The 23863-nt window shown below is 71.2% G+C and carries 25 protein-coding genes and 1 pseudogene; 14 read left to right on the top strand and 12 right to left on the bottom strand.

Annotation, left to right across the window (positions count from 1 at the left end; translation table 11 throughout):
- The first annotated feature begins 31 nt into the window (after positions 1–31).
- The gene (locus ACFOYY_RS39540) at positions 32–871 is read left to right on the top strand and encodes a pentapeptide repeat-containing protein (RefSeq protein ID WP_386196429.1); all 840 of its coding nucleotides are present in this window, start codon (positions 32–34) and stop codon (positions 869–871) included.
- On the opposite strand, the gene ACFOYY_RS39535 is transcribed toward ACFOYY_RS39540, so the two are convergent.
- Positions 849–1775: a LysR family transcriptional regulator gene (locus ACFOYY_RS39535; RefSeq protein ID WP_386196427.1), complete on the bottom strand. Its 927-nt coding sequence runs from the start codon at positions 1773–1775 to the stop codon at positions 849–851. The two genes, ACFOYY_RS39540 and ACFOYY_RS39535, sit on opposite strands and share 23 nt — an antisense overlap.
- A 57-nt stretch (positions 1776–1832) precedes the next feature.
- On the opposite strand from ACFOYY_RS39535, the gene ACFOYY_RS39530 reads away from it, so the two are divergent.
- A complete protein-coding gene (locus ACFOYY_RS39530) occupies positions 1833–3161 on the top strand; it encodes an MFS transporter (protein ID WP_386196425.1) in 1329 nt (442 codons plus the stop codon).
- Here the strand turns inward: ACFOYY_RS39530 and ACFOYY_RS39525 are convergent.
- Positions 3127–3774 (bottom strand): TetR/AcrR family transcriptional regulator, encoded by a 648-nt coding sequence (locus ACFOYY_RS39525; RefSeq protein ID WP_352013382.1) that lies wholly within the window; start codon positions 3772–3774, stop codon positions 3127–3129. The genes ACFOYY_RS39530 and ACFOYY_RS39525 overlap by 35 nt on opposite strands.
- A gap of 143 nt (positions 3775–3917) precedes the next feature.
- On the opposite strand from ACFOYY_RS39525, the gene ACFOYY_RS39520 reads away from it, so the two are divergent.
- Positions 3918–4541 carry an SRPBCC family protein gene (locus ACFOYY_RS39520; protein ID WP_352013381.1) on the top strand — a complete coding sequence of 208 codons (624 nt, stop codon included), beginning with the start codon at positions 3918–3920 and terminating at the stop codon, positions 4539–4541.
- Here the strand turns inward: ACFOYY_RS39520 and ACFOYY_RS39515 are convergent.
- Positions 4516–5394: a LysR substrate-binding domain-containing protein gene (locus ACFOYY_RS39515; RefSeq protein ID WP_386196422.1), complete on the bottom strand. Its 879-nt coding sequence runs from the start codon at positions 5392–5394 to the stop codon at positions 4516–4518. The two genes, ACFOYY_RS39520 and ACFOYY_RS39515, sit on opposite strands and share 26 nt — an antisense overlap.
- Before the next feature lie 107 nt (positions 5395–5501).
- On the opposite strand from ACFOYY_RS39515, the gene ACFOYY_RS39510 reads away from it, so the two are divergent.
- The 5 genes from ACFOYY_RS39510 to ACFOYY_RS39490 all read left to right on the top strand — a co-directional run bounded on the left by ACFOYY_RS39510 (position 5502) and on the right by ACFOYY_RS39490 (position 10958).
- The gene (locus ACFOYY_RS39510) at positions 5502–5915 is read left to right on the top strand and encodes a hypothetical protein (RefSeq protein ID WP_386196420.1); all 414 of its coding nucleotides are present in this window, start codon (positions 5502–5504) and stop codon (positions 5913–5915) included.
- On the top strand, positions 5908–7497 hold the full coding sequence (locus ACFOYY_RS39505) for a multicopper oxidase family protein (RefSeq protein ID WP_362778899.1): 1590 nt from the start codon (positions 5908–5910) through the stop codon (positions 7495–7497). Before ACFOYY_RS39510 ends, ACFOYY_RS39505 begins: the two co-directional genes overlap by 8 nt.
- A 37-nt stretch (positions 7498–7534) precedes the next feature.
- Positions 7535–8395 (top strand): aminoglycoside phosphotransferase family protein, encoded by an 861-nt coding sequence (locus ACFOYY_RS39500; protein WP_352013377.1) that lies wholly within the window; start codon positions 7535–7537, stop codon positions 8393–8395.
- A gap of 191 nt (positions 8396–8586) precedes the next feature.
- Complete coding sequence (locus ACFOYY_RS39495; protein ID WP_386196418.1) at positions 8587–10071, top strand: alpha/beta fold hydrolase; 1485 nt, start codon at positions 8587–8589, stop codon at positions 10069–10071.
- 32 nt (positions 10072–10103) lie between these two features.
- Positions 10104–10958 (top strand): S1 family peptidase, encoded by an 855-nt coding sequence (locus ACFOYY_RS39490; RefSeq protein WP_386196416.1) that lies wholly within the window; start codon positions 10104–10106, stop codon positions 10956–10958.
- Positions 10959–11153: 195 nt separating this feature from the next.
- Here the strand turns inward: ACFOYY_RS39490 and ACFOYY_RS39485 are convergent, their stop codons facing one another.
- Positions 11154–11897: an SAM-dependent methyltransferase gene (locus ACFOYY_RS39485; RefSeq protein ID WP_352013374.1), complete on the bottom strand. Its 744-nt coding sequence runs from the start codon at positions 11895–11897 to the stop codon at positions 11154–11156.
- A gap of 138 nt (positions 11898–12035) precedes the next feature.
- Here ACFOYY_RS39485 and ACFOYY_RS39480 point away from each other — a divergent pair, with 138 nt between their 5' ends.
- A complete protein-coding gene (locus ACFOYY_RS39480; protein ID WP_386196414.1) occupies positions 12036–12626 on the top strand; it encodes a hypothetical protein in 591 nt (196 codons plus the stop codon).
- 406 nt (positions 12627–13032) lie between these two features.
- Here the strand turns inward: ACFOYY_RS39480 and ACFOYY_RS39475 are convergent, their stop codons facing one another.
- Entirely contained in the window at positions 13033–13590 is a 558-nt protein-coding gene (locus ACFOYY_RS39475) for a winged helix-turn-helix domain-containing protein (protein ID WP_352013372.1), read from the bottom strand.
- A 120-nt stretch (positions 13591–13710) separates the two neighbouring features.
- On the opposite strand from ACFOYY_RS39475, the gene ACFOYY_RS39470 reads away from it, so the two are divergent.
- A complete protein-coding gene (locus tag ACFOYY_RS39470; protein ID WP_386196411.1) occupies positions 13711–15510 on the top strand; it encodes an alpha/beta fold hydrolase in 1800 nt (599 codons plus the stop codon).
- A gap of 144 nt (positions 15511–15654) precedes the next feature.
- Here the strand turns inward: ACFOYY_RS39470 and ACFOYY_RS39465 are convergent.
- A pseudogene (locus ACFOYY_RS39465) lies at positions 15655–15828 on the bottom strand (alpha/beta fold hydrolase); the annotation flags it as partial.
- Between the two features lie 163 nt (positions 15829–15991).
- Between ACFOYY_RS39465 and ACFOYY_RS39460 the strand changes: the two are divergent.
- The gene (locus ACFOYY_RS39460) at positions 15992–17776 is read left to right on the top strand and encodes a DUF4132 domain-containing protein (protein ID WP_386196410.1); all 1785 of its coding nucleotides are present in this window, start codon (positions 15992–15994) and stop codon (positions 17774–17776) included.
- A 91-nt stretch (positions 17777–17867) separates the two neighbouring features.
- Here the strand turns inward: ACFOYY_RS39460 and ACFOYY_RS39455 are convergent, their stop codons facing one another.
- The 3 genes from ACFOYY_RS39455 to ACFOYY_RS39445 are packed head-to-tail and all read right to left on the bottom strand — an operon-like array spanning position 17868 to position 19177.
- Positions 17868–18329 (bottom strand): VOC family protein, encoded by a 462-nt coding sequence (locus ACFOYY_RS39455; RefSeq protein WP_362778879.1) that lies wholly within the window; start codon positions 18327–18329, stop codon positions 17868–17870.
- Between the two features lie 15 nt (positions 18330–18344).
- The gene (locus ACFOYY_RS39450; RefSeq protein WP_362911913.1) at positions 18345–18845 is read right to left on the bottom strand and encodes an SRPBCC family protein; all 501 of its coding nucleotides are present in this window, start codon (positions 18843–18845) and stop codon (positions 18345–18347) included.
- Positions 18842–19177, bottom strand: a complete 336-nt coding sequence (locus tag ACFOYY_RS39445) for an ArsR/SmtB family transcription factor (protein WP_352013367.1) — start codon at positions 19175–19177, stop codon at positions 18842–18844. Before ACFOYY_RS39445 ends, ACFOYY_RS39450 begins: the two co-directional genes overlap by 4 nt.
- Positions 19178–19264: 87 nt before the next feature.
- Between ACFOYY_RS39445 and ACFOYY_RS39440 the strand changes: the two genes are divergently transcribed.
- Entirely contained in the window at positions 19265–19876 is a 612-nt protein-coding gene (locus tag ACFOYY_RS39440; protein ID WP_386196407.1) for a dihydrofolate reductase family protein, read from the top strand.
- 425 nt (positions 19877–20301) lie between these two features.
- Here the strand turns inward: ACFOYY_RS39440 and ACFOYY_RS39435 are convergent, their stop codons facing one another.
- The gene (locus ACFOYY_RS39435; RefSeq protein WP_352013365.1) at positions 20302–20673 is read right to left on the bottom strand and encodes a winged helix-turn-helix transcriptional regulator; all 372 of its coding nucleotides are present in this window, start codon (positions 20671–20673) and stop codon (positions 20302–20304) included.
- 79 nt (positions 20674–20752) lie between these two features.
- Here ACFOYY_RS39435 and ACFOYY_RS39430 point away from each other — a divergent pair, with 79 nt between their 5' ends.
- Both ACFOYY_RS39430 and ACFOYY_RS39425 read left to right on the top strand, forming a co-directional pair.
- A complete protein-coding gene (locus tag ACFOYY_RS39430; RefSeq protein WP_352013364.1) occupies positions 20753–21163 on the top strand; it encodes a RidA family protein in 411 nt (136 codons plus the stop codon).
- Positions 21164–21479: 316 nt separating this feature from the next.
- On the top strand, positions 21480–22250 hold the full coding sequence (locus ACFOYY_RS39425; RefSeq protein ID WP_362914737.1) for an SDR family oxidoreductase: 771 nt from the start codon (positions 21480–21482) through the stop codon (positions 22248–22250).
- Between the two features lie 41 nt (positions 22251–22291).
- Here ACFOYY_RS39425 and ACFOYY_RS39420 read toward each other — a convergent pair whose 3' ends face one another.
- Together ACFOYY_RS39420 and ACFOYY_RS39415 are read right to left on the bottom strand one after the other, a co-directional pair.
- Positions 22292–22750: a DUF6640 family protein gene (locus tag ACFOYY_RS39420; RefSeq protein WP_352013362.1), complete on the bottom strand. Its 459-nt coding sequence runs from the start codon at positions 22748–22750 to the stop codon at positions 22292–22294.
- Positions 22750–23853 (bottom strand): FAD-dependent monooxygenase, encoded by a 1104-nt coding sequence (locus ACFOYY_RS39415; protein WP_386196401.1) that lies wholly within the window; start codon positions 23851–23853, stop codon positions 22750–22752. The genes ACFOYY_RS39420 and ACFOYY_RS39415 overlap by 1 nt, the downstream gene beginning before the upstream one ends.
- Between the last annotated feature and the right edge of the window lie 10 nt (positions 23854–23863).

Genomic DNA, 23863 nt, shown 5'->3' with positions numbered 1-23863 from the left:
GGCGACATCTCACAGGGGAGAACACAGCACGTTGTCCGGCGACCACGCTCGTCCCAGCCCTACGACCGCGACCGACCCGCGTGATCTGCGCGCCGACTGCGCGAGCTGTTTCGCCCTGTGCTGCACCGTCCCGGCCTTCTCCGCCTCCTCCGACTTCGCCATCGACAAGCCCGCGCACCAGCCCTGCCCCAACCTCGGCGCCGACTTCCGCTGCGGCATCCACTCCTCCCTGCGCCGGCGGGGTTTCGCGGGCTGCACGGTCTACGACTGCTTCGGCGCCGGGCAGCGGGTCTCCCAGGTGACCTTCGGCGGGCGTGACTGGCGTTCCTCCCCCGGTACGGCCAGGCGGATGTTCGAGGTCTTCCCCGTCATGCGCGACCTGCACGAACTGCTGTGGTACCTGACACAGGCCCTCGCGCTCCCCGGCACCGCCCCCGTCCGCGACGCGCTCACCGAGGCGCGGGCCGCCCTCGAAGCGCTCACCCGGGAGTCTCCGGAGGTCCTCGCGCGGACCGACGTCATGGCGCGGCGCACGCAGGTCAACCCCCTCCTGCAGCGGGCCAGTGAGCTCGCCCGCGCCAACGCCCCCGGCCCCCGCAGGGACCGCAGGGGCGCCGACCTCATCGGCGCGAAACTCAAAGGGGCCGACCTCAGGGGCGCCAACCTGCGCGGCGCCTACCTCATCGGCGCCGACCTGCGCGGCGCGAACCTGACCATGGCCGACCTCACCGGAGCCGACACCCGCGGCGCCGACCTGCGCGGCGCCGACCTCGCCGGGAGCATCTTCCTCACCCAGGCCCAGCTCGACGCCGCCAAGGGCGACGCGGCCACCGGCGTCCCCGCCTCCCTCACCCGTCCCGCCCACTGGTGAGGACCTCCCCCTGGGGGAACAGCGCCCGTACCTGCCCGCGCAGCCAGGCGTGCGCCGGATCGGCGTCGTGACGCCGGTGCCAGGCCTGTGAGACGGCCATCTCCGGCAGGTCGAGCGGGATCGGGAAGGTGACCAGCCCCAGGGCGTCGATCATGGGCGCCGACATGCGGGCAGGCGCCATGCCGACCAGGTCGGACCCGCGTACGGCCAGCAGGACGGCGGTGAACGTCGGCACCGACCCGACGATCCGCCGCCGCAGCCCCCGCTCGGCCAGCGCCGCGTCGACGGGCCCCGCCGTACGGCCCCGGCGGGAGGAGACGACGTGCTCGGCGGCGGCGAAGCGCTCCGGGGTCACCGGGGAGCCGAGCAGCCGGTGGCCCGGCCGTACGACGCCCACCCCGTGGTCGTCGACCAGCGGCTCGACACGCGTCTCCGGTGAGGGGTCGGAGATCACCGCGATCTCCAGGTCGGCCGTCCCCTCGCGCAGCGCCCGCTGGTCGCCGTGCCCCTCCGGGACGAACCGCAGCCGGATCCCCGGCGCGGCGGCGCCGACGCAGGCCAGCAGGGGGGCGCAGACGGTGGTGGCCACCGCGTCCGACAGCAGGACGACGAAGTCGCGCCTGAGGGTGGCCGGTTCGAAGACGGCGGGTGTGAACACCCGCCGCGCCCCCTCGACGAGGCCGCGCACCTCGGCCCGCACGGCCAGCGCGCGCGGTGTGGGAACCATCCGCTGACCGGACCTGACCAGGACGGGGTCGCCCATCGCCTGGCGGATCCGGCCCAGGGCGCGGCTCATGGCCGGTTCGGACAGTCCCAGCCGCAGGGCGGCCCCGGAGACGCTGCACTCCTCAAGCAGGGCGTCCAGGGCGATGAGAAGGTCCAGACTTGGTTGCGTTTGGCGCATATATCTCATGATAAATATGCATTTGAGGTTAGGTTTGGGTCTTTTTACCGTGGCCTCGTGAATCGAACCTCCATCGTGATGTGCGCCGCGTCGGTCCTCGTGGTCTCCCTCGTCGCCGCGGTGAATCTCGCCCTGCCCGCCTTGACCGGTACCCTGCACCCCACCGAGAGTCAGCTCGTCTGGATCGTCGACGCCTACGTCCTGGTCTTCGCCTGCTTACTGATCCCGATGGGGGCGGCCGGGGACCGTCTCGGCGGCAAGGGCGTGCTGCTGACGGGCCTGGCCGTCTTCGCCGCCGGGAGCCTCGCCGCCGCCCTCGCCCCGCACACCGGTGCCCTGATCGCAGCCCGCGCGCTCAGCGGAGCGGGCGCCGCCATGATCATGCCCGCCTCGTTGTCCATCACCGTGGCCGCCCACCCGCCGCAGCGGCGGGCCCACGCCGTCGGCCTCTGGAGCGCCGCGAGCGGCGCCGCCGGGGTCGTCGGCAACGTCGGTGGCGGGCTGATCATCCAATACCTGCCCTGGCAGGCCCTCTTCGCCGTCCCCGCCCTGCTCGCGCTGCTGCTGGCCGGGGTCACCGGCCTGCTCGTCCCGCGTCAGCCCCGCCGTGCGGCCGCCGTCGACCCGGTGGGCACCGGCCTGCTCGTCCTGGGCTGCCTGGCCCTGGTCTTCGCCATCATCGAGGGCCCGGAGGCGGGCTGGACGTCCGCCGTCGTCCTGGGCGCCTTCGCGACCGCCGCCGTCGTGCTCACGGGATTCGTCCTGCACCAGCTGCGGATCCCCCGCCCGCTGCTGGACCCCCGGCTCTTCGCCCGGCGCGAGCTGCGGGCCGGGGCCCTCGGTGTGAGCGTGCTGTTCTTCGGGCTCTTCGCCCTGTTCTTCGTCAACGCCCGCTTCCTGCAGGAGGAGCGCGGCCTGTCGCCGATGGTGACGGGCCTGGCCATCCTGCCCCTCGTGATCCCCATGGTCGCGCTGTCCGGGCGGCGGGCGCCGACGCTGCCCGCCGTGGCCGGCGGCCTGGCGTCCGTGGTGGCCGGGCTGGGGTGGCTGGCCTGGGCGACGACCCTGCCCTACCCCCTCTACGCCGCCGGGCTGGTCCTGGTGGGCGCGGGCATGGGGCTGGCCCTGCCCGCGCTGTCCACCCAGATCATGGCCGGGCTGCCCGCGGGGCGGGCCGGGCTCGGCTCCGGGCTCAACAGCGCGGCACGTGAACTCGGCAGCGCCGTGGGCGTGGCGGTCATGGGCACCGCGCTGGCCACCTCGGGCCTGCGGGCGGGCCTGGTGATCGTGGCACTGTGCGTCGCGGTGGGCGCGGCGCCCGTGGTGGGCTGGCTGACGGGCACGCGCGCGCTCAGCGCCCCAGCAGGTGGTCCACTTCGGCCGTGAAGAGCAGGCCGGGATCGAACCCCATCCCCGCGAAGTGCCCGGCCAGTTCCAGGGACAGGACGCCGTGCAGCCGGGTCCACAGGACCAGGGCTCGGTGCAGGACGGCGGGCGGGGCGGGGTGAGCACCGGCCCATCCGCGGTGGCCGGCCAGATGCTCCTCCAACGGCGCCGCCGGGCCGTCCGGCACGGACTCCGCGCAGGCGTCGAGCAGCATTCCCATGATCTGCGATGAGATGACCGTGATGTCGTCGGGCGCGTGGTAGCCGGGCACGGGGGTGCCGTAGATGAGCAGGTAACGCTGGGGGTCGGCGAGCGCCCAGCCGCGGACGGCGTGCGCCAGCGCCTCCAGCCCGGCCCCCGCCTCGGAGAGCGGGCGCAGGGTGTCGGCCAGGCTCCGGTAGGCGTCGCCGACGAGCTCGGTGATCAGCTCGTCACGGCCGGCGTAGTAGCGGTAGAGGGCGGGCCCGCTCATGCCCATCCGTTTGGCGATGGCGTTGAGCGAGAGCGCGGAGGCCCCCGCCGTGGCGATCTGCTCCCACGCGCACTCCTTGATCTCCGCGCGCACCTGGGCGCGGTAGCGCTCCCTGGGGCTCTTCGCGTCCGTCTCCGCCAAGGCCTCCGCCTTTCCGCCCCACCGACAGGGCTACACCATCAAGGGATAGTTAGAACTTATCACGAATCCCGTTGACACCCTCCTCGCGGCTTGGTTATAACTTCTAACGAAAGCACATGCTTCTAGCCGATTCGGAGGAACCCGTGTCCCGCGCTCTCGCCGTCCTCGCCGTCCCGCTCACCGTCACCGCCCTGCTGGCGGGCGGCGCCCCCGCCGTGGCCGCCCAGCCGGGCCCCGCCCCCCACTGCCGGGGAGAGGGCCTCGACCCCGCCGCCCGCATCCGCCACCAGGCGGACATCCTCATCAAGGCACCCCTGAGCAGGGTCTTCGCCCTCCAGGCCGACGTGGAGCGCTGGCCCGGCTGGCAGGCCCCCGTCCTCACCGCCGAACGCCTCGACCCCGGCCCCCTGCGCGCGGGCTCGCGTTTCCGGTGGACCACCCCGGCCCCCGCCACCGCCACGACCCCGGCCACCGTCCTGCGCATCACCTCCACCGTCCGGCGGATCCAGCGCGACACCTGCATCCTGTGGAGCGGGCCCGCCGTCGGCGACGGCGTGCGCATCGACCGCGGCACCCACCTGTGGACCTTCACCAGGGTCAAGGGAGGCGTCCGCGTCCACACCGAGGAGACCTGGACCGGCCCCCAGGTCGAAGCCGACGTCCCCACCTCGACCGCGATCCTCGGCGCGGGCCTGCAAGCCTGGCTGCGCGACCTGAAGACCACCGCGGAGAGGCACCGGGTCACCCCGCCCAGTCCCATCCGGTGATCGCCGAACGCATCAGGCGCGCCGCGCCCGACAGATGACCGTCGGCCGCCCAGAACAACGTGAGCGTGCGGCGGCAGTCGGGGCTGTCGACCGCGATCCACACCAGCGGCACACTCCACACGGCCCGCCGCGCGAAAGCCGGGACGAGCCCCACGCCGAGCCCCGCGCCGATCAGATCGGCGATCGCGCCGGACTCGTCCGCCTCACAGACCACCCTCGGCGTGAGCCCCCTGGCCGCGAAGAGCCGCTCCAGCAGCCGCCGCTGCCAGTGCCCCCCGCGGGCGGCCACGAAGGACTCCCCGGCGAGTTCCTCGATCCCGACCGAGGCGCGTCCCGCCAGCCGATGGCCGGACGGCACCGCCAGCCCGACCTCCTCCTCCAGCAGACGGGCCGACTCCAGCCCGTCGGCGTGGATCGGCTGCGAGGCCACACACAGGTCGACCTCCCGGGCCCGCAGATGGCGCCCCATGTCCTCGGCCGGCATCCAGCGAAGCTCGGTCTCGACGCGAGGATGGGCCCGCTTGTAGGCCGCCAGCGGACCGGTGAGGGTCAGGAACGTCTCCGACGCCAGCCGTACGGCGCCCAGACCCTCACCGGCCGCCTCGGCCACCGCCCGCCTGCCCGCCTCCAGCTCGCCCAGGCACCGCTCGGCGTACCCGCGGAAAAGCCTGCCCGCGTCGTTCAGCCGGAGCCTGCCGCTGCGATCGAACAACGGCGCGCCCAGCTCTCCCTCCAGCCGGGCGATCGTCCGGCTCAGCGACGGCTGGGCGACGCGGAGCTCCTCCGCCGCCCGGCTCAGGTGCTCAAGCCGCGCCACCACCAGGAACTGCCTGAGCGCGTTCAGCTCCATCATGCCCCCCAAGGCATAACACCATAGCAATATTGATCTTGGACAGGATAACCCGCAGCCCATAGTTTCGGGGGCGCCACGACACCTGCGAACAGAACGAGAAAAACCTCATGACCGAAACCGTGCCTCGGACGACCCCCACGGGGTGGGCACTGCGCGTCCTCGCCGGCGCGCACACCGTGGCGATCATCGGCCAGCCGGTGTTCGCCGGAACCTACCTCACCGGCGACTACGACAGCCTCCACCTGCACGCCGTCGGCGCCGACGTCGTCACCTCCATCGGCTACCTGCAGATGATCGCCGCGCTCACGGCCTGGATCCGGCTGCGCCGGGCCTGGCCCTTCCTCGCCACCACGGCGGTGGTCGCCGCCGAAACCGTCCAGTACCTCGCCGGGCTCGACGGCGCGCTGTGGCTCCACATCCCCCTGGGGGTCATCACCGTCACCGCGCTCACCGTCCTGTTCGTCGCCCTGTGGCTGCGCCCCCTCACCGGCCCCCGGCCACGGACCGTCCGCCATGCCTGACGACATCACCCGGCGGCGGCTCCTGGGCATCGGCGGGACCCTCGGCCTCGCCGCCGCCGCCGGACTGACGACCTCGGCCGCCCTCGCCCGCCGCCCCGCCGTCACCGGCACCGAACTGCGCAGCGCCCTGCCGCTGCCGCCGCCCTTCCAGGTGCCCCTGCCCGTCCCCGCCACGCTGGCCCCGGCAGGCGCCTCCGGCGGCACCGACCACTACGAGATCACCCAGCGCGAGACGACCGCGGAGATCCTCCCCGGCGTCAGGACCCCGCTGTGGACCTACGAGGGCACCTTCCCCGGCCCCACCATCGAGTCACGCCGCGGCCGCCCCGTCACCGTGACCCACCACAACACCCTGCCCGTACCGACCGTCGTCCACCTCCACGGCGGGCGAACCGCCCCGGAGTCCGACGGATACCCCACCGACCTCGTCCTGCCGGCGCACTGGCCGCAGACCACGCACGCCGCGCACGACGCGGGCGCCCACACCATGCACGACCCGCGGGCGGCCGTCACCAGGCTGAGCCGGGACTACACCTTCCCCCTCGACCAGCGCCCCACCCTCCTGTGGTACCACGACCACCGCATGGACTTCACCGCCCCGGCCATCTGGCGCGGCCTCGCCGGGCTGCACATCATCCGCGACGACGCCGAGGACGACCTCGGCCTGCCCTCCGGAGCCCGCGAACTCCCCCTCATGATCACCGACCGCGCCTTCTCCGCCGACGGCACCCTCACCTACCCCTCCCTCGATCCCACCCTCCGCCTGCGGCCCGGCGTGCGGGACCCCTATCTCGCCGGAGTCCTCGGCGACGTCATCCTTGTCAACGGCGCCCCCTGGCCCGTCCACGAAACCGACACCGCCCGCCACCGCCTGCGCGTCCTGAACGCCTCCAACGCCCGCCACTACGAACTCGAAGCCGTCACCGACACCGGGCGCCGCCTCCCCCTCGTCCAGATCGGCGCCGACCAGGGACTGCTCGCCGCCCCCGTCACCCATCACGCCCTTCCCGTCGCCCCGGCCGAACGCTACGACGTCGTCGTCGACTTCACCGGCCTGCCGGTCGGCAGCCGCGTCAAACTTCTCAACCGCCTCGGCACCGGCCGCACCCGCGACGTCATGGCCTTCCACATCACCCGCGCCACGACCGACGACAGCCGCGTCCCCCCGGTCCTGTCCACCGACCTGCCGTCCTGGCGCCCCTCGGACGCCGCCGTGACCCGCGAGTTCTCCTTCCGCGCCGGGCGGACGCACGGCGGGCACGGGTGGCTCATCGGCGGCCTCCCCTTCGACCCCGCCCGCTCCGACGTCACCGTCCGCCTCGGCGACGTCGAGATCTGGCGGCTGATCGCCGACGTCCACCACCCCGTCCACCTCCACCTGGTCGGCTTCCGGGTGCTCTCACGCAACGGCCGCCCGCCGCTGCCCCACGACGCGGGCCTCAAGGACACCGTCTCCCTGCGCCCCGGCGAGGCGGTGGAGATCATCACCCGCTTCGACGGCTACCGGGGCCGCTACCTCTTCCACTGCCACAACGCCGAACACGAGGACATGGCGATGATGGCCAACCTCGAGATCGTCTGACCCGCGCACAGGCCGCGGGCGTGACTATCGTTGCGGGGTGAACACCCCCGCGGCCGAGACCGACGTCGACGACGACCTGGTCCGCCGCCTGATCCGCCTGCAGCACCCGGACCTGGAGGGCCCGCTCACCCTCGTCGCCAACGGCTGGGACAACGTCGTCTACCGCCTCGGGGAGGACCTGTCCGTACGGCTGCCGCGCCGCCGGGCCGCCGCCGGCCTCATCGTCAACGAGCAACGCTGGCTGCCGGTCCTGGCCGGCCACGTCGAGGTCCCGCTGCCCGTGCCCGTCAGGACCGGCGTGCCCGGTGAGGGCTACCCGTGGCCGTGGACGATCGCGCCCTGGTTCGAGGGCCGCCCGGCCGCCGACGTGCCGCCGTCCGGCCGTTCCGGCCTCGCCGTCCCGCTGGCCGGCTTCATGACGGGCCTCCACCGGCCCGCACCACCCGACGCGCCGCGCAACCCCGTCCGAGGCGTCCCGCTCGCCGCCCGCGACCAGGTGGTACGGCAACGCCTGTCGTCCATCCCCCGATCGGCCGGGCTCCTTCCCCTGTGGGAGAGACTGGCCGCCCTGCCGCCCTGGCAGGGGCCCGCCCTCTGGCTCCACGGCGACCCGCACCCGGGAAACCTCCTCATCGGCGGGGACGGCCTGGCCGCCGTCCTGGACTTCGGCGACCTCACCGGCGGTGACCCCGCCACCGACCTCGCCGCCGCGTGGCTGGTGTTCGACGAGGACGCGCGTGAGGTCTTCCGGTCAGGCGTGGACGCCGACGAGACGACCTGGGAACGCGCACGGGGCTGGGCCCTCGTCATGGGCACCGCCCTGGCCGCCCACTCCGCCGACAACCCCGGCATGGCCGCCGTCGGCGACCACGTCCTCCACCAGGTGACTCTCCCCTAAGGAATCGAGCCTCACCGGCTCACCGCGGGGACGACGCCCTGCGCGGATACACGGCCGATACACGGCCGCGCGGTCACCGATACGAGGCCGCTGCGGCGTGGAGATCTTCGCCCCCCAGGGTGGGCGGCGTGCGCCCGAAGGCGTGCCCCGCGCGTTCGGAGGCGCGGGCAGGACCGTCGAAAGGTTCGACCGTGTTCAGCATCCGTGCACTACCGGGCAAACGCCTGACACCCGTGGCGATCGCGTGCCTGACCGGCCTGGCGAGTCTCGCAACCGCCGGCGCGGCCGGCGCCCACGCCGCCGAAGAACCTCTGACCTGGCGGAAATGCGCCCAGGCGGCCAAGAACTGGCCCGTCGCCGGCGACACCAGGACCGAATGCTCCACGCTGACGGTTCCCATGGACTACGCCAACCCGCAGGGCCGGAAGATAAAGATCGCCGTGAGCAGGATCAAGGCCACCGACCCGGGCAGGCGCCGCGGTGTGCTGGTCATCAGTCCCGGCGGCCCCGGCGTCACCAACATCGACGCGCCGGCGACGTACGCCGCCGGCGGGCTCGGCACGCTGGCCGCCGACCACGACCTGATCGGGTTCGACCCCAGAGGCGTCGGCTACAGCGACAAGATCAAATGCGACTGGGGGGATCCTCCGCCCGCCACGTCCGCCACCTCCCCCAAGGCGCAGGCGAGGGCCGCCTTCGACCAGGACGCCGCGTACAACAAGCGGTGCGCCGCCAAGGACCCCGGCTTCGTCCGGCAGCTGACCACCACGAACATAGCGCGCGACGTCGACGCGATCCGCGCGGCCCTCGGCGAATCGAAGATCAACTTCTACGGGGTATCCTTCGGCACCGCGGTGGGCCTGAACTACCGGTCGCTGTTCGACGACAGGGTGAACGCGATGTGGGTGGACTCGGTGATGCCGCCCGTCATCGACCTGGCCGCCATGGACGCCTCGGCGGACGCGCTCAACGAGAGACGCTTCACCGCGTTCGTCCCGTGGCTGGCCCGGCACGACACCGAGTACCACTTCGGGACGACCGACGCCATGGTCCGCAAGACCATATTCACGCTGCGTGACAAACTCCACCGCAAACCCCGCAAAATAGATGAAAACACCGTGATCAACGGTGAATGGGTCAGCCAACTCCTTGGAGGAGGACCGGGAAGCTGGGTCTCCTCCGCCAGAGACCTGGCCACCGTCCGTGAAGGCGGCGTCCCGCTGTCCGCGTCCCCCGGCCCGGGACCCGCGAAGACGTTCGGCTTCGACGACACCTCCCTGGGCCTGAACCTCATCCAGTACCAGGCGATCTTCTGCAACGAAGGCGTCGGCGGCCGCGACTTCGAACAGATGTGGGCGGCCGCGCAGGCCAGGAAGACCGCCTTCCCCGCGACCGGCGGCTACTTCGAACGCAGCGGCTGGTGCGGGCAGTGGCCATGGCCCGCACGCCCGTGGAAACCCGTCAGGGGAACCAGCCCGCTGCAACTGTCCGGCCACCTCGACGAGGACGTCACACCGTACGCGTGGGCGGTCGAGGCGTGGAAAGCCGTCGGCGGGACACTGCTGACCGTCCAGGACGGCGCGCACGCCTCACTGCGCCGGCTGCCCTGCGCCTCGAAGGTGATCGACTTCTTCCGCACCGGCCGCACCGCCACGGGCACCTGTCCCGGCGCGTGACGACCGCGACCCCTCCCACGAACGGACCCACGATGCGCACGTTCCGGCGAATCGGCGCGACACTGAGCGCCATCCTCCTCAGCCTCACCCTGCCGACGCCCTCCGCCCAGGCGGCGGCCACGGACTTCACCGGCACCGCCGTCGCAGGCGGCTGCTCGGGATCACTGGTACGGGCCCCTGCCACCACGGCCGACGACAAAGCCCTCGTCCTGACCAACGGGCACTGCTACGAGGGCGCGTGGCCGGTGCCGGACGAGGCCCTGGTGGACCAGCCGTCCCATCTCCTGATCGACCTGCTCGGCCGCGAAGGCGAACCGGCGGTCACCCTGCACGCGGCCAGAGCCGTCTACGTGACCATGACCGGCACCGACATCGCGCTGTACCGGCTGGAGACCACCTACCGGCAACTGGAACGCGACCACCGCCTCCGGCCGCTCACGATGTCGACGGACCGTCCCGCACCGGGCACGGACATCCGGGTGATCTCCGCAGGCACGAAGAAGATCTTCTCGTGCGGAATCGACACGCTGGTCTACCGGGTGCTGGAGGTGGGCTACATGACCAAGGACGTCATCCGTTACACCCCGCGGTGCGACACCGGCCCCGGCACCTCCGGATCCCCGATCGTCGACGCCGGAAGCGGCAAGGTCGTCGGCATCAACAACACCAGCAACCGCGACGGCCGCCGATGCACGCTGGACAACCCCTGCGAGATGAACCGCGACGGCGCCGTCAGCGTGCGCAAGGGCGCCTCCTACGGAACCCAGACCTACCAGCTCGCCGCCTGCGTGGCAGCGGGCAACGAACTCGACCTGGAACGCCCCGGCTGCACGCTGCCCAGGCCGGGCACGCGATCCGCGGATCCCCACACGGCTCCGGCCGCCTGACGGGCCGCCTGACGGGCCGCGGAGCGGCCACGAGCGACCCACGACGCGGCCCTGGCGCGGCCCTGATGCGGCCCTGATGCGGCCCTGATGCGGCCCTGATGCGGCCCTTGGCCGGCCGGGCGGCCAAGGGCCGCGCACCCGAAGCGCGCAGAGACGACGACGGCGGCGCCGGAAGAAACCGGTCAGGCCCGGCGGTCAGCCTGTTCGCTGAAGCAGGAGAGTGACGAAGCCCAGAACCCCCCGGTAGCCGTGCAGCCACATGGCGCGATGCTCCAGGGCGGCCGCCCGGACCGCTTCGGCGTCCGGGCCGGGGTTCTCATTGGCCCAGCGCAGCAACGTCCCCGTCCAGGACCACTCGTAGTCATCCCATTCCGACAGGTCGCTGGTGTACGCGTAAACCGTGTCGAAACCAGCGGACTCGGCGGCGGCGACCGTACCCGGCAGGTCGAAATACTCCGACGGCCCCGCCCCCAGCCGGGCGAGCGCCTCCGGCGTCGGCGCGCACTCCCAGAACCCCTCACCGACGAGCGCCAGCCCGTTCGGCCGCAGATAGCGCCGAACACGTTCGACGGCCGGGCCAAGACCCCCGAACGCGTGCGTCGCCCCGACGCAGATCACCAGGTCGTAGCGCTCGGCCACCGGGAAATCCGCAGCCGGCCTCTCGTGCAGCCGGACACGCTCCCAGACGCCCTGGACCTCGGCGTGCCCCTCGGCCGCCTTGAGCGCGTCGGCGGAGATGTCGACGCCGTCGGCGGTCGCGTCCTCGTAGAGCGCGAGCGCACGCAACGTCCACGCCGCCTCGCCGCAGCCGAGGTCCAGGATCCTCGCCCCCTCGGGCAACCGGGCCCGGCGCAACAGCCGGGTCACCTGCGCGCCGGAGACCGGCGCGGCGATGGGGTGGTCACGATGAGCGAGATGACTGATGAGCTGACGTTCCATGGCACCAATCTGTCCCATCTCCCACAGACGAGACCACACATTTCCGGCCCGACTCCGGAGGGCACCGGCCGGAGGCGGCACTCGAAACACTTCAGAAGACTGCGAACCTCCGGCCCGCCCGCCGCATCCAATCCGTACGTGAACACAATCACGAAGGCACTCACGATCGCCGCCCTGTCCGCGACCTCCGCCGCGACGCTGCTCACCGGCCCCTCCGCCCACGCCGCCACGGGGAACACCACCGCCTGCCCCACCCCGAGCAAGGCGGAGATCAAACGCTCCCACGACTCCAGGATCGACAAGCCCGCCAGAGGCGCGGGAGCCATCAAGGGCGTGCGCATCGGCTACATCCCCAAAGGCTTCACCTACGGCGGAGTGGTGGCCGGCAGGCACAACGGCGTCACCGAATACGGCTACCAGTGGGGAGACAACCGGGCCAACGCCGACCCCAAGCAGCGCAGCCTGTGGGTACGCGTGCTCTGCTGGCCGGACGCCAGGAGACTCACCGACCTGAAGCGCCTCCCCGTGACCTACGGAACCTTCGCCGAAGACGCGAAGACCACGACGATCGGCGGCCGTCGAGCACTGACGAAGCAAGGCGACGGCGCGCTCGGCGACGGGCGGTACGTCGGCTGGATCGAACGAGAAGGAACCGTCATCACCGTGATGGCCAGCACGCCGCTCGTCCCCGACCTCAAAAAGATCGTCGCCGGCGTCCGCCTCCCCTGACGCGGTGACCGGCTCACCGGCCGGCTTGGAGGAAGCGCTGGTCGCCGTCCTGACGACGATGCCGACCGGCGCGATCCGCCGGCCCCGTTCGAGCCGCACCTGGGAGCACCGGAAACCCCTCGCCTGCGGCGCACGCCGACCGACGCCCCGCGCGGCCGGAGCGATCTCATCGTCCGCCGATGCCGTGCCGCCGCAATCGGCGCCGGCCAGGACGAGGCCGTGCCTCTGGGGATGAGCGCGCCGGGCGCGCCCTCGCCACCGGCTGCCGAGTCTCCAAGCGAGCCGGTCCGCACCGCCGTACGGGCTCTCCTGGCCCGTCACCGAACGCCGATCGGGGGTGCTCGCACACCGCGCCGGGATCCCCGCCAAGGCCACTCGCCTGGGGCCCACGGCGCCCGGCGCCCGCTCACACGTCGGGATAGGCCATGAACACGGTGTTGACGGTGCGGGCGTCCTCGTCCGGCTCCTCACCCGAGTACTTCATCAGCAGCGCCACGTACTCCTCGAAGAACGCCTCCAGCCGGCCCAGCGACACGCGGATGCTCCCCCGCGAGTAAGGGAACGCGTCGTCCCAGCCATCCTGGCCGGAGGTGTCGGCCAGAGCCTGCTGGAACTGCTGGATGTCGGCGGCGAACGCCCGCGTGTTCATCTCGTCCAGCACGGCACGCGTCTTGGCGTCCTGCCGGCTGCGCCGGGGGAACCGGAAGTCGGCCATGACGAAGCGCCACCACCGCTCCCGCCCGTGCCCCCTTGCCGGCGCCTCCTCGACGAAGCCGTGTTTGGCCAGCTCACGCAGGTGGTAACTGGTGGCACCGGTGTTGAGGTCGAGCTCGCGGGCGAGCGTGGCCGACGTCGCGGGCCCGTGCTTGTAGAGGTGGTCGAGGATGCGCCGCCGCCGGGGGTGCGTGAGCGACGTCAGAGCCTCCAGGTCGGTGACCTCATGACGCGCGGGCTCTCCAACCATGGTCGACAAACTAGCTGTGCACAATCCGTTGTGCAACTTTCGCCGCCCTGACCTGGCCGGACGTCCCCAACAGTGCACAACCTGTTTGCACAATCCATTGTGCACAGTCATTGTGTACTCATGAACCTTGCCTGGAAGGCCCTCCTGGCGGCCGGAGCGACCCTGACCGCCCTGCTGCCCACCCCCGCGGCGCACACCCGCTCATGCGCGGAAGCGACAACCCCCTGCCACGGCGAACTCCGCGTCCCCCTCGACTGGTCGAACCCCGGCGCGGAGAAGATCTCCGTCGCCTACCTGTGGATCCCCCGCGGCGACCGCAGCCGCCCACCCCTGACCACCGCGATCGCCAACGGCGGCGGCCCCGGACCACTCGACCCCTCCTACGCCGGGCTCGCCAAGACGCTGCTCGGACCGCTGTCCGACCGGGTCGACATCCTCATGGTCGAACCACGCGGATTCGGCGAATCCTCGCCGCTGTCATGCCGCGGGCTCGACATCACCCGGCCGAACACGATCGAAGCGTGCGCGCACCAGATCGGCGACAGGGGCGGATTCTTCACCTCCGGCCAGGCCGCCGCCGACCTCGACGCCGTCAGAGCCGCACTCGGCGTCCGCGACGTCACCTTCGTCGGATCCTCCTACGGCACACTGCTCGGGCAGGCCTACGCCACCCGCTTCCCCAAGCACCTGCGCGCCATGTTCCTCGAAAGCGTCATCGGCACCGGCGAGGACGGCTACGCCGAACAGGGCTTCCGCAACCAGCAGAAACTGGGCCTCAAAGCCCTGCGAAACGCGTGCCGCCGCTCACCCGCCTGCGCCAGGCACAACCCCGACCCGGCCGCCCTGTGGGATGAACTACTGAAACGACTCCGCGCCCAGCCCGACCCGAAGCTACCCATCGGCCAGACCGGCCACCTGCTCACCGCCGCCGCCAACCCCGACGCCAGATCCACCCTGGCCGCGGCGAACGCCTACCTCAAAGACGACCCGGCCCCACTGCGCCGCCTGATGAACCGCGCCACGCCACCCCCGCCCGACAGATCCCCCGCACCGGCCCTGTTCACCTACTACTGCGGCGACACCAGATTCCCCTTCGACCGCGACGCCCCCACCGCCGAACGCCTCCGGCAACTCAACGCCTACGCGCGACGCCACCACCTCTACGCGCCCTACCGGCCCTCCGAAGTCACCGGACCGGTCGCCGACTGGACGCGACAGTGCGCCCACTGGCCCACCCCACGCCAGAGCCCACCGGCCACCGGCAACCGGCCGAACGTCCCCGTCCTGGCGATCAGCGGCCAGTTCGACTCCGACACCTCCCCGCTCGACGCCACCTCCGTGGCCGCCCGCCACCCCAGGGGACACGCCTACACCGTGCCCTTCGGAGGCCACGGCCAGCTGTTCGGATCCAACCCGCTCGGCGCATGCCTGCAGGGCGTCCTACGCTCCTTCATCGCCGACCCCACCAAGCCGGCGCACCCTGACTGCACCGCGGAGAACTACCGGCTGCTCGGCGACTTCCCCACACAGGCACGCGAGCTGGCCATGCCGTACGGCCACGAACTGAGCGACAGGCAACGCCGGACCGTGGCAGCGGCCTTCGCGACAGCCGCCGACGCGATCGCGCCCCTCAACCCGACCTCCCTCACCCCTGCGCCCCAAACCGAACCCGGCCTGCGCGGCGGCCGCATCCTGCGAACCGAAGGCGGGCCGACCACCCTCCACCAGGTCCGGTACGTCAAGGACGTCCAGGTCTCCGGGACCATCCGCCTCAACCCGAAAACCGCAACCGCGACCCTCACCACCGCGCCCGGGAACCGCCTGTCGCTGAGCTGGCGACCCTTCCGCGCAGAAAACCAGACCGAAGTCCACGGCGAACTCGACAACGAACCGTTCACCGTGCGAATCCCCACCCGGTAACCCCCTCACCCCGCCACTCCACGACAGGTGCAAGAACGCACGAAGCCGCCGCCCAAGACCACGGCCACGGGGGCCGGGCAGCATATCGGGGTGCCGGAGCGCGAGACGCCATCCGATGAGGGCGCCGTCGTCCTGGACATAGAGGGCGTAGCGGTCAAGGCCCAGATGTTCGAGCAGTCCGGAGGTGAGTTCGGCGAGGGCGTCGAAGGTGTAGGCGAACTCCCCCGCGAAAGGGGAGACCGAGTGGCCGAAGCCGAGGTGGTCCGGCGCGATGACAGGGTAGCGGTCGGCCGGCAGCGGGATGAGTTCGCGGAACACGAACGAGCTGGTGGGGTAGCCGTGCAGCAGGACGATCGCGGGGGCGTCGGCGGGGCCGGCCCGGCTGTTGGGACAGGCTCAGTGCCATGGTGATGCTCCTGGACGACCGCGACGACCTGGCCACCGTCCCGGCGGTCCTTCATCGTGCGACTATGATCACCAGGTGACGTGCGCGGGAAATTGGGACCATCTGGAACCGGCTACCAAAGAGGCCTACCAGCGCTTCGACGCCCTCACCGAGCAGGGCCTCGACCCCGGCCCTGACACCGACTGGCGCCTCTACGGCACCTACGCCCACACCAAGCTCTGGCTCAGCCCGCAGGGCGGCCACGACTACGACGAGCGCGTCCTGCGCCTGGTCCGCACCGTGGCCGCGCGCGCCGTCGACTGGACTCCCGGCGACGCCTGGAACCTGGCCGAACGCGCCGGATACTGGGCCCGCCAAGGCCACACCCGCCACGAGGAGCTCTATCGGATTCCGCTGTCAGCCGCCCACCTGCTCCATCCGCAACAGCGCCGCGACCTGTTCGGCCACCTGACAGACCTCGGAGAGCTCCAGCCGCTCCTGGAAAGCCTGCTCACCGAAGACGGCCCAGACGGTGCGGTCAGGAACGTGATCGGGGAGGCCGACCCCTTCGCCACGATACTGGCCGAGGAGTACGGCCTTCGCCTGGCCGGAATGCTGCCGCTGCTACGTCACTGGGCCACCGCTGACACACCGGCCCCAGGCGACGGCTGGTTGCGGGTCGTCTGCGACCTGCTCACTCCTGAGGCCGTCACCCTGGTCCACGAGCTGGTCACCCGCCTGGCCGCCTACCGGGGCGGCCCGTTCGTCTGTCATCACGCCGACATCAGCTGGAGCGAGGACCGCTTCCTGAAGGGCCAGACCGTTTCGACGGCGTGCGGCCTGATCTGGACCTGCGAGGTCATTGACGAGCCTTGGGTCCCGTCGCTGCTCGCCGACGCCGCCGTCACCTGCGGCACCGGCCACGACGGCCCCGGCTCCAGCTGCCGCAGCGAGACCGTCGCCAACGGGGCTGTCGGCGTGCTGGCCCGCCGGGGCGGGCCCGAGACAGTCACACCACTGGCGCTCATTCAGGCGCGCGTGCGGGCGGCGTCCGTACAGGAGAACGCCACTCGCGCACTCGATGCGCTCGCCGACGCGGCGGCGCTGACCCGCGACCAGCTCCTCGACCGCGCTCTGCCCGCCACCGCCGCCACGCCCAGAGAGGTCGAGCAGGCGCACACGGCCGCGCGCCACCGCCTGGAGCAGGCGCTCATCCACCAGCGTGAATGGACCTGGCGTGAGGTCGGTGAACATCTCCTCGACCACCCCGTCACCGGCCCCGACGCACGCACCCTGGTGTGGCGGACCCCCGGCGGCCCCTCTGGCCTGCCCGTCAGAACCGTCGACGGCTGGGAACTGGCCGGGCACCACCCCGAGGGCCCTGTCACGTTGTGGCACCCGGCCGACGCAAGCGCCGAGGAGGTGAGTGCGTGGCGCGAGAGGGGTCTGGCGCAGCCGTTCGAACAAGTCCTCCGCGAGGTGTACGTGAAAGAGCCGGACCGTGTCGCCGGTCATGTCGTGCGCTACGACCTGGCCCGGACGGAACTGATCCGGCACGGATGGACCGGCGTGTCGATCGGCTACTGGGAGCACGACTGCCACGAGGGGCAGGGCGAGGTGGTGCGCGACCTCGCGGGCTGGCAGGCCCGCTGGCTCCTGCGCGTCGTCGAGGGCATGTCCGACGAGGGCTGGGACCTGGACGCGCTGTGCGCGACCAACCCGATGACCTTCCACCGCGACGGCCAGAAGGTGCCCGCGGCGTCGGTGCCGCCACGGGTGCGGTCGGAGATCCTCCGGGAGGCCGACCTCACAGTCGCCGCCGCTTCGGCCGGCCCGGACGCCCAGCACCTGGTTGATTACTACGACGGATATTGGCACTAGAAGTCATGCGGCACCAACACGACGGGCACGTCGTCCAGCCACCTGGCCAGGCGCCCGGGCTGTCGAAGTCGTCGAGCAACCACACGCCCCACTAGCGCCAGGGCATGTGCTGAAGGCACCAGGTATTGCCGTCCGGGTCGGCGAAGTAGGCGTAGAGCACGCCGCCGGAGTCCTCGATCTCGCTGATCTCGACGCCACGCCCGACGAGTTGGGCGCGCGATGCCTCGATGTCGGCCACCACGAGGTGCAGACCGCGCAGAGTTCCTGGGGGCATGTCGAGTGTGGGCAGGCCTTCGGTGAGCGTGATCGAGCATGCCGAACCGGGCGGAGTGAGCTGGACGACGCGGACACCGGGCTTGGGGTTGACGTCGACGTCGAGACGGAACCCGAGCTGGTCCTGGTAGAAGGCCTTGGCCCGTTCGATGTCGGTGGTCGGCACCGGCACGAGTTCCAGCAGCAGCGTGCCAGGGGGCACAGGCGGGTTGCCGGAGTCCTCGGGAACTTCCCCGAGGTCGGCCGGGATCTCGGTGACTGGTGCGGATGCGTCGGTCATGGATGGCGCCTTTCGTCAGGGGAGGTGTGGTGGCAGTGTGGCGAGTACAGCGGCGAGGCGGTCGTATCCTTCGCCGGCGCCGCGTTGCATGGAGCTGCGCACGACCATGTCGCGAATTTCGGGCGAGGAGTACTGCGCGGTGACGGTCATGGTGGTGTGTCCGTCTGTCTCGTCCAGAACGGTGGTGACCAGTGCCGCGCCGTCGGCCCAGTCACGGTGGATCTCGGTCTGTGTGAGGCGTACAGGCGGCACGACCTCACGGAACAGCCCGTGTAGTTCCATCTCGGAGCCACCCGGCCCTGTTGAGACGAACCGCCAGACACCGCCTGGGCGTAGGTCGACCTCGCAAACGGTGAGCTGCCAGCCGCGGGCGCCGTACCAGCGGCGGAGCAGTTCCGGCTCGGTGAGCGCGGCGAAGACCAGCGGCGCGGGAGCGGCGAAGGTCCGGGTGAGGACGAGGCCGGTGGCACCGGACGCGACGACGTGCAGCCCGAGGCCGGGGTGGGGGGAGGTCACGTTTTGCCGTCCTGCAGGTCCTCCAGCAAGGCATCCAGTCGCTGATAGCTCGCTTCCCAGTAGTCGCGGTAGTCGGCCAGCCAGTCCGTGGCCGTCTTGAGCGGCTCGGCCACCAGCCGGCATGGCCGGCGTTGTGCGTCGCGGCCGCGGCTGATCAGGCCCGCCCGTTCGAGCACGCGCAGGTGTTTGGAGACGGCGGGCTGGCTCATCGCGAACGGCGCGGCCAGCTCGGTGACCGTGGCGTCACCCGCCGCGAGCCGGGCCAGGATGGCCCGTCGGGTGGGGTCGGCGAGCGCCGCGAACGTCGCGTCCAGCCTGTCGCTTGCAACCATTTCCATAACCCTCCGGTTCCATAACCTGATGGTTTTATATGTGCTAGCGTCCAGCTTTGTCAAAATCGCAGACGCTCGGGGGCAACCATGGGAAAGGTCTTCACACAGGCGTCGGTCTCGCTGGACGGGTACATCTCCGGCCCCGGCCAGTCAGGCTTCGACAAGCTGTTCGCCTGGTGCACGGCAGGCTCCGTGGCCACGCCAACGGCCGATCCGGACCGGCTGACCTACCGCACCTCCGAGGCAACGGCCCGCTACCTGCGCCGACTCCAGGAGACGCTCGGAGCCTGTGTCATCGGCCGGAACCTGTTCGACCTCACCGCGGGCTGGAACGGGCGGCACCCGGGCGGCGTACCGGTGTTCGTTGTCAGCCACCGCCCACCACCGTCCGGCTGGACGGCGACGACACCGTTCACGTTCGTCAGCGACGGCGTGGAGAACGCGATCGCGCGAGCCCGCGAGGTGGCCGGGCATCGCGACGTCGGCGTCGGTCCCGGCGGCACCGCGGCCGACGCGCTGAAGGTCGGCCTGCTCGACGAGTTGCGGCTGGACGTCGTGCCGGTGGTACTCGGCGGCGGCACGCCTGTGCTGGCCGGGCTCAACGCCACAGCACCGATCGGCTTCGAGCAGGCGGAGATCATCGAGGGAATCGGTGTGACCCACATGATCTATCGCCGCACGCCCCGGACACCGGGGTAATGCAAGAGATCCGCCTCTGTCGCCGACCGCCAACCGACCCGCCCCAGCGACCGATCAAATAGGCCCCCGCTCAGGCCCATGCCACCAGCCGCAAAGCAACGCCACACAACCGATCATGCGTGCCTTGACCCGGCAAGGCGGCAGAGCGCCATGCCACACCAGCGAGTAAAGGACGGGACAGCCGGCCCGAACTCCACCACGCCGCCCCAGCCGCCGCACAACTCCTTCCGCTCCAGCAGGCCGGGTGCGGCGTCGATGACCCGACGGCACATCTCACCCCGCGGAACCGACGATCACCGCGCCGAGACGAGCCGTGGATACGCCGCACCCTCGGAAGTCCCCACACGGCAGCGGAGAAGGCTCCGATCCCCGCCCGCCCCGCCAGGACATCGGCCACCGACCCGAACAGGGCCGGGGCACAGGTCTCACAGGCCCGCGTCCTCACGCATGTCGAAGGCGTCGCGGGCGTGTTCGATGGCGGGCATGTGCTCCGACGCCCAGGCCAGCAGGACGTCGATGGGCTGCCGCAAGGTCTTGCCGAGCGGTGTGATCCGATACACGATCGCCACCGGCCGCGTGGAGAGAACCTCACGTTCGATCACCCCGTTACGCTCCAGGCGGCGAAGAGTCGTGGTCAGCGACTTCTGCGTGACCGCGGGCATGGCCCGGCGCAGCTGGTTGAAGCGGCAGGGGCGTTCGCAGAGCTCGTTGAGCACACCGAGGGACCACTTGTCGAGCACCTGATCGAGGAGCTCGCGGTGCGGGGCGTCGATGCGGAGCCCGCCGTCGGTATCCATGGTGAAACCTGGTCTCGTTGAAGTGCCTTTCTCCTACTAGGTAGCTTACAGATACCTACATTGACAAGGAGAAACAGCCATGACCGTCAAGCACTTCACCCCTGAAGGCCTGCTCCAGCCCACCCCCTACCACCATGTCGCCGTCGGCACGGGCACCACACACGTCCATGTCAGCGGGCAGGTCGCCCGACAGGCCGACGGAACCCCGGTGGCCCCCGGCGATCTGGCCGGACAGGTCGCACAGGCCCTGCGCAACACCGCCGCCGGCCTGGCCGGCGCAGGCGCCTCGTTCGCGGACGTGTTGCGCCTGACGTTCTATGTGACCCGGTGGAGCCCGGAGAAGATCGGCGACCTCATGGCCGGAGTCGAGACCGTCGCCGAGGAGATCGGCCTTCGGCTCCCCATGCCCCCGGCCTCCCTCATCGGCGTCGACCACCTCTTCGAGCCGGACGTCCTCGTCGAGGTCGAGGCGACCGCACTGCTCGACTGATCCGGCGCACGCAGCCGTGCCCGGCCACGGCACGGCCACGCACGGCACGAACCGTTCAACGTGGCGTTCAGCGGGCGATGCTCTCCAGGTCCGCCACATCCTCACCGGAGAGGGAGAGCCCGGCACCGACGACCGGCACGCACCGCCGCGCAGCACCCACAAACGGAAATGTCCCCTACACCCCGGTCACGCCCCGGCCCCTTGCTGAACGGGCTCCGACCTGTCAGTGGGTTGTCACTGTGTTGTCAGCGCGCTTGGCCAGGCTTCACATCGTGAAGCACGAGCACGTGACGGACGTGAAGAAGGGCAGGAAGCAGTGACTCTCAACGGCAGGACAGCGCTGGTGACAGGGGCTTCGCGGGGCATCGGCCGGGCCATCGCGCGGCGGTTGGCGGCCGACGGCGCGCTGGTGATCGTGCATTACGGGTCCAACGAGACAGCTGCCCAGGAGACCGTCTCCCTGATCGAGAAAACTGGCGGCAACGCCTTCGCCGTCCGGGCGGAGCTGGGCGTTCCCACCGACGTGGACACGCTGTTCACCGGGATGGAAGCCGGGCTGCGCGAACGGACAGGGCAGGTGCGGCTGGACATCGTGGTCAACAACGCCGCCACCGGCGCCCCGGGGCCGATCGAGTCGATCACCCCCGAAGCCTTCGACCAGGTGTTCGCCGTCAACACCAAGGCGCCGTTGTTCATCGCCCAGCGAGCGCTTCCTCTGATGAACGACGGTGGTCGCATCATCAACGTGTCGTCGGCGGCGACCCGGATCGCACTCCCGGAACTGGCGTACGCCATGAGCAAGGCGGCCATGAACGTTTTCGGCCGCACCCTGGCCAATGCGGTGGGGGCCCGTGGCATCACGGTGAACACGGTTACCCCGGGCCCCACCGAGACCGACGCCAACCCGTGGATGCGCGGCAACCCCCAGGCCCAGAAGATGGTCGCGAGCAGCAACGCGATCCCCCGGGTCGGCCAGCCCGAGGACATCGCCGACGTGGTCGGCTTCCTGGCCTCTGACGCGGGCCGCTGGGTCACCGGGCAGGTCATCGACGCGTCCGGCGGTTGCTTCCTCGGGCCGCACATGTAGTGACCCACTACAAGATCCAGTCCGGGTTCGAAGACAGGCACTCAGGCAGGGCTGTGATAGCGCTCATGACCAGGTGGCGGAGACCACGGCATGCGCAGTGTCACCGCTGCCGCAACGAGCAGGGCTACGAGCAGGACGATCGCCATAAAGACCTGCCCGTGCAGTCCTAGGACGAAGACAGTCCGGTCGGCGAACTCCGGGTCGTAGGTGGCGGTCGCGGGGAACAGGAGCGCACCGATCATGCCGAGCCACGGGATGGCCAGGATGGCGGCGGCGTGCAGCAGCGTGTTCCGGCCTGGCCGTAGCGCGAGGGCCAGGCCGGTGAGGCCGAGGAGCACTGTCATCACCATGTATTGGGCATCGTGGAATTTGGCGTGGGGCGGCCAGGCCGGGTTGAAGGCGTGCTGTGCCGCCAGGTCGGGGATGACCAGGTCGGCGAGCACGGCACCGACCGTCGTGATCGCTGCGACGGCAATGATCAGGATTCGTGGGAGAAGCATCAGATCGTCCAGGTGTAGGCGGGGGTGAGCGAGCGGGCGAAGAACCTGGTGGGCAGTAGGGGAAGAACCGCGTCCCGCAGGATGGTCAGCGGCGTGGAGGTCCAGTGCGCGGCGGCGCCGGCCTGGCGGGAACGGCGGACGATCAGCTGGGTGCGCGGCCTGCGGGTGCGGTCGTACGCCTCCAGCCCTGCGCGTACGCCGAGGGTGTCCACCGCGTGCGCGAGCGTGACCGCATCCTCGAGCGCCTGGCAGGCGCCCTGCCCCAGGTTGGGGGTCATGGCGTGGGCCGCGTCTCCCAGAACGGCCACGTTCCCGCAGACGTACGCGGGCAACATGGGCAGCTCGTGGGTGTCGTGTTGCAGCACCGCCTCCTCTTGCGCGGAGCCGAGGAGCGCGGGGATGGGGTGGTGCCAGCGGGCGAAGCGTTCGCGCAGCTCATCCAGGCCGACGCGGGAGCCGGCCGGCGCGTTGGCCATCACGTAGCAGTAGATGCGGCCGTCGGGCATCGGCACGTGCCCGAACCGTTCGCCCCTACCCCACGTCTCCACGCTCCCCTCGACGCGCTGAGGCGGAGCGATGAGACGCCAGGTGGTGTAGCCGACATAGCGCGGACCGGGAAGGTGCGGCCAGAGCGAGCGGCGCGTCACGCTGTGCACGCCGTCGGCGCCCACGACGAGATCGGCGGTGGAGGTGCCGCCGCTGTGGCGGACTGTGCCGTCGCGCTGAACGTGCTGCACGTCGATGCCGGACCGCAGAGCGTCGGGCGGCACGACTGCTCTCAGCAGGTCGACCAGGGCGGCCCGGTGCACGGTCACCCATGATCCGAAGCGGCGCTTGAGGCTGCCCACGTCATTGCGGACCAGCCAGTCCCCGCGCCTGCTGCGGATCCCCGCGAGCGGGTCGGCCAGCCCACCGGCGCGCAGCCGCTCGCCCAGGCCGATGGCGTCCAGAGCGCGCAGGCCATTGGGCTGGATGGTCAGTCCCGCGCCCACCTCGGTGAACTCAGCGGCGCGTTCGAGGACTTCCACCTGCCAGCCTCGCCGATGGAAGGCGACGGCCGTGGCGAGTCCGCCGATGCCGCCTCCTACGATGATCACTTTCATGTTCAGGTCT

This window comes from Streptosporangium jomthongense (assembly GCF_042650425.1).
In the GTDB taxonomy this organism is placed as follows: Bacteria; Actinomycetota; Actinomycetes; order Streptosporangiales; family Streptosporangiaceae; genus Streptosporangium.
This window is presented reverse-complemented; position numbering and strand designations above follow the sequence as displayed.

Coding starts and splice junctions, on each gene's coding strand:
- ACFOYY_RS39535 (WP_386196427.1), bottom strand. CDS start 1,775: ATGCGCCAAACGCAACCAAGTCTGGACCTTCTCATCGCCCTGGACGCC.
- ACFOYY_RS39515 (WP_386196422.1), bottom strand. CDS start 5,394: ATGATGGAGCTGAACGCGCTCAGGCAGTTCCTGGTGGTGGCGCGGCTT.
- ACFOYY_RS39510 (WP_386196420.1), top strand. CDS start 5,502: ATGACCGAAACCGTGCCTCGGACGACCCCCACGGGGTGGGCACTGCGC.
- ACFOYY_RS39505 (WP_362778899.1), top strand. CDS start 5,908: ATGCCTGACGACATCACCCGGCGGCGGCTCCTGGGCATCGGCGGGACC.
- ACFOYY_RS39490 (WP_386196416.1), top strand. CDS start 10,104: ATGCGCACGTTCCGGCGAATCGGCGCGACACTGAGCGCCATCCTCCTC.
- ACFOYY_RS39485 (WP_352013374.1), bottom strand. CDS start 11,897: ATGGAACGTCAGCTCATCAGTCATCTCGCTCATCGTGACCACCCCATC.
- ACFOYY_RS39475 (WP_352013372.1), bottom strand. CDS start 13,590: ATGGTTGGAGAGCCCGCGCGTCATGAGGTCACCGACCTGGAGGCTCTG.
- ACFOYY_RS39470 (WP_386196411.1), top strand. CDS start 13,711: ATGAACCTTGCCTGGAAGGCCCTCCTGGCGGCCGGAGCGACCCTGACC.
- ACFOYY_RS39455 (WP_362778879.1), bottom strand. CDS start 18,329: ATGACCGACGCATCCGCACCAGTCACCGAGATCCCGGCCGACCTCGGG.
- ACFOYY_RS39445 (WP_352013367.1), bottom strand. CDS start 19,177: ATGGTTGCAAGCGACAGGCTGGACGCGACGTTCGCGGCGCTCGCCGAC.
- ACFOYY_RS39440 (WP_386196407.1), top strand. CDS start 19,265: ATGGGAAAGGTCTTCACACAGGCGTCGGTCTCGCTGGACGGGTACATC.
- ACFOYY_RS39435 (WP_352013365.1), bottom strand. CDS start 20,673: ATGGATACCGACGGCGGGCTCCGCATCGACGCCCCGCACCGCGAGCTC.
- ACFOYY_RS39430 (WP_352013364.1), top strand. CDS start 20,753: ATGACCGTCAAGCACTTCACCCCTGAAGGCCTGCTCCAGCCCACCCCC.
- ACFOYY_RS39420 (WP_352013362.1), bottom strand. CDS start 22,750: ATGCTTCTCCCACGAATCCTGATCATTGCCGTCGCAGCGATCACGACG.
- ACFOYY_RS39415 (WP_386196401.1), bottom strand. CDS start 23,853: ATGAAAGTGATCATCGTAGGAGGCGGCATCGGCGGACTCGCCACGGCC.